Origin of the sequence: Pseudomonas sp. HMWF006 (assembly GCF_003061205.1) — a bacterium.
GTDB lineage: Bacteria > Pseudomonadota > Gammaproteobacteria > Pseudomonadales > Pseudomonadaceae > Aquipseudomonas > Aquipseudomonas monsensis.
In genome coordinates this window covers 1-3,824 of the sequence record NZ_QAIU01000018.1, presented here as the reverse complement: position 1 = coordinate 3,824, position 3,824 = coordinate 1, and the positions used below count along the sequence as shown (strand labels likewise).

Here is a 3,824-nt window from a genome sequence, read left to right as displayed (position 1 = left end):
CCGTGAAGCCGGTGCTGGAACCGTGAGCGGCGATGTCCACGACCACGCGTTTACCTTGCGCGGTCTGGCCGACGACGCGTTGTTCGTTGGCGGTGTCCGGGGTTTCGCGGTGGACTTTGAGCAAGCCTTGTTCCTGCAACAGGCCTTCGACCAATGCGGGGCCAAGCGCCGCGCCGATGGTGTTGGAACCCTGAATGCGCAACACCGGGCCGTTTTCAGAGATGGGCAGGGTGGCGGCAGACACCGACAGCCATGCACTCGACAGAAAAACGAACAGAACACGCAGGGTCATGCCGGCACCGAATCAAGCCAAGGGGATTGCCGGGGAGATTAAGTCAGGCGCATGACCGAAACATGACACCGATGAAACTGTGGGAGCGAGCTTGCTCGCGAATACGGAGTGTCAGTCACCCGATATGTTTCGGATGCAACGCATTCGCGAGCAAGCTCGCTCCCACAGGCGATTCGAAGGTCAGGCCAGTTCCAGCCAGATCGGCGCGTGATCCGACGGTTTTTCCATCCCGCGCAATTCATAGTCCACGCCCGCGTCCTTGACCCGTGGCAACAGACCGTGGGAGGCGAGGATCACGTCGATGCGCAGGCCACGCTTGGGCTCATCTTCAAAGCCACGGCTGCGGTAGTCGAACCAGCTGAACATGTCGGTGACGTCCGGGTTCAAGTGGCGATAGCTGTCGGTCAGGCCCCAGTTTTTCAGGCGGGCCATCCACTCGCGCTCTTCCGGCAGGAAGCTGCATTTGCCGGTTTTCAGCCAGCGCTTCATGTTGTCCGGGCCGATGCCGATGTCGCAGTCTTCCGGGGAAATGTTCACATCACCCATCACCACCAGCGGCTGTTCGTTGTGGAACTGGCTTTCCAGCAGGGCCTGCAGATCACTGTAGAAACGCTGTTTGGCGGGGAATTTGGTCGGGTGGTCACGGCTTTCGCCCTGCGGGAAGTAGCCGTTCATGATGGTCACCGGCACGCCATTGGCGTCGGCGAACGTGCCCCAGATGAAACGGCGCTGGGCGTCTTCTTCATCGGTGGCGAAGCCTTTGTGAACGGCGATCGGCTCGTTGCGCGAGAGCAGGGCGACGCCGTAATGGCCTTTCTGGCCGTGGAAATACACGTGGTAGCCGAGGGCGCGCACTTCTTCGAGCGGGAACTGGTCGTCGTGGACTTTGGTTTCCTGCAGGCCGATCACGTCCGGCTGGTGTTTTTCGATCAGCGCTGCCAGCTGATGCGGACGGGCGCGCAGTCCGTTGATGTTGAAGGAAACGATCTTCATGGTCGGCAGTCCTGGCAAAAGGGCGATGCTAGCTGACATGGGGGAGATGGGCCAGCGTGGGGCGGGAGAAATCATTTTTGGCGGTAGGATTTGTGTTGCCTGGGCCGCCCCCATCGCTGGCAAGCCAGCTCCCACAGGTTTCTCGGGTGCACATGAATGTTATGAACGACGCGGACACTGTGGGAGCTGGCTTGCCAGCGATGGGGCCCACCCGGTCGATGAAGATCCAGCCTTGGTCTATACCTGTGGGGAACTGCGCCAGCCGCAAAAGGTTCGTACCAACAAGAGCGCCGCCATTTGGACGCGCCTCGGGGAGAATCATCGTCATGCCTGAAACCCAGACCGCCATCGCCGATATTCACATGCTCGACCGCGGTTATTCCCGCGAAGCCCGATCGCTGCTGTATCAGGCCTATCGCCACGAACCGACCTTCGGTTACCTGTTCGAGGCCGAGCGGCCCGGCTATGAGCAACGGGTGCGCGCCACCGTGCGGGAGCTGGTCAAACAGCATTTTCTACAGGACCTGCCGGCCATCGGCCTGTTGGTCAACGACCGGTTGATCGGCATCGCCCTGATCGCACCGCCACAGCGTCGCCTGGGGATTACCGAAAGCTGGGCATGGCGCCTGCGCATGGTGCTCAGCACCGGTTTGCGCTGCACTCGGCGTTATCTGGAGTACCACAATGCCGTCGCCGCCTGCGTGCCCGGCGATTCGGTACACATGCTGCCGCTGCTCGGGGTGCACCCGCAGTTCCAGGGCAAACATTTCGGCGAGCAACTGCTGACCGCCGTGCACAACTGGTGCGCCGTCGATGAAACCTCTCAAGGCGTGGTGCTCGACACCGGCAACCCGCGATACCTGGAATTCTATAAACGTCAGGGTTATGAGGAGATTGGCGAAGTTGCCGTCGGCCCGGTGCGTGAACACGTATTTTTTCACGCCAATCCACAGCTGTTACAAACAGCAATGGCTTGACCATCGAACTTTTTCGGAAATTTCCTGTTCTATCACGCTCCCAAGCCCGTGATAGCATCCGCGCCTATGAAGTTTCCAGGAAGATTTACCAGTGGCGTGCTCATGCTGTTAACCAGCTGCGCGGCGCTGGCGCAAAGTGAATTGGATGTGCGGATCAAACCGTCCAACGATGAACTGAAGGCCAATATAGAGGGCTATATCGGCAGCCTCGGCGATCGTGACGAAGCAGCGTTGCTGCGCTTCAGTCGCGGTGCCGAGGAGCAGGCGCGCAAGGCCGCCCAGGCCTTGGGCTACTACCAGCCGCAGATCGACAGCGACGTCAAGGGCGGGGACAAACCGCGGCTTGTGCTGAAGATTGATCCCGGCGAGCCGATTCGCCTGCGTAACGTCACCATCCGTGTCGACGGCCCGGCGGCCGCTCTCAAATCCTTTCGTGTACCGAACAGCGACGTGCTCAAGTCCGGCGCGGTGCTCAACCATGGTCGCTACGAAGACGCCAAACGGCTGATCCAGAACCAGGCCTCGCGTTTCGGCTTTTTCAGCGGCCATTTCACCAGCCAGAAACTCATGGTCGACCCGCGCGCGGGGGTGGCCGACATCGAACTGATCTACGACAGCGGCCCGCGCTATGCACTGGGCAAAGTCAAATTCGAAGGCGACACGCCCTTCGACGAAGACCTGCTGCAACGCATGGTGCCGTTCAAGGAAGGCGAGCCGTATGACTCCGAGTTGATTGCCGAACTCAACCGCGACCTGCAATCGAGCGGTTATTTCGAAGGCGTGCGCGTTGATGCCGCGCCCACGGCGGCGAAGAACGACGTGATTCCGGTGGACGTCAAACTCGACACGCGCAAGCCGCGCACCATGGGCCTGGGCCTCGGTTATTCGACCGACGTCGGCCCACGGATCAAGGCCAACTGGACCCGCCACTGGGTCAATCCGCAAGGCGACAGCTACGGCTGGGAAGCCGAACTGTCGGCACCACGGCAGAACGTCGGGCTGTTCTATGACATCCCGCTCGATCCGCCGCTGACCGACAAACTGCGCTGGGCCGGCGGTTATCAATATGAAGACATCGACGGTTCCGACACCCTCAGCAAGCTGCTGACGTTCGGCCCGGAATGGCACAGCAAGCTGCCCAGCGGCTGGCAGCGGGTCATTTCGTTGAAATGGCAGCGTGAGGAATACCAGCTCGGTGACGACTCCGGTCTCAGCACCTTGCTGATGCCCGGCATCAGTTACTCGTACCTGAAAAGCGACAACCGCATCGACCCGCACAATGGCTATCGCCTGACGTTTGAAAGCAAAGTGGCGAAGGAAGGCCTCGGCTCGGACAACAACCTGCTCTATGGCACCGCGTTGATCAAAGGCCTGACCACCGTATTCGACAACCATCGCTTCCTCGGGCGGGTGCAGGTCGGCGGCAGTGCCACCAACGGCTACAACTCGGTACCGCCGTCGCTGCGCTTCTTTGCCGGTGGTGACCAGAGCGTGCGCGGTTATGACTACCAGAGCCTGTCCCCGGAAAACGCCAAGGGCGACCGTATCGGCGGGCGCTACAT

The 3,824-nt window shown here is 60.7% G+C and carries 3 protein-coding genes and 1 pseudogene; 2 read left to right on the top strand and 2 right to left on the bottom strand.

What is annotated here, in order from left to right; translation table 11 throughout:
- Together DBR24_RS00535 and xthA are read right to left on the bottom strand one after the other, a co-directional pair.
- Window positions 1–292, bottom strand: a pseudogene (locus DBR24_RS00535) (hypothetical protein); the annotation flags it as partial.
- A 180-nt stretch (window positions 293–472) separates the two neighbouring features.
- Entirely contained in the window at window positions 473–1,285 is an 813-nt protein-coding gene (gene xthA / locus DBR24_RS00530; RefSeq protein ID WP_128613559.1) for an exodeoxyribonuclease III, read from the bottom strand.
- 326 nt (window positions 1,286–1,611) lie between these two features.
- Here xthA and DBR24_RS00525 point away from each other — a divergent pair, with 326 nt between their 5' ends.
- Together DBR24_RS00525 and DBR24_RS00520 are read left to right on the top strand one after the other, a co-directional pair.
- Window positions 1,612–2,262, top strand: a complete 651-nt coding sequence (locus DBR24_RS00525) for an N-acetyltransferase (protein ID WP_123462394.1) — start codon at window positions 1,612–1,614, stop codon at window positions 2,260–2,262.
- A gap of 66 nt (window positions 2,263–2,328) precedes the next feature.
- A partial coding sequence (locus DBR24_RS00520) for an autotransporter assembly complex family protein (RefSeq protein ID WP_146188919.1) occupies window positions 2,329–3,824 on the top strand: 1,496 nt, incomplete at its 3' end.

What these genes read in the sequence shown, in the direction of transcription:
- xthA (WP_128613559.1), bottom strand. Translation starts at nt 1,285, where the DNA reads ATGAAGATCGTTTCCTTCAACATCAACGGACTGCGCGCCCGTCCGCAT.
- DBR24_RS00525 (WP_123462394.1), top strand. Translation starts at nt 1,612, where the DNA reads ATGCCTGAAACCCAGACCGCCATCGCCGATATTCACATGCTCGACCGC.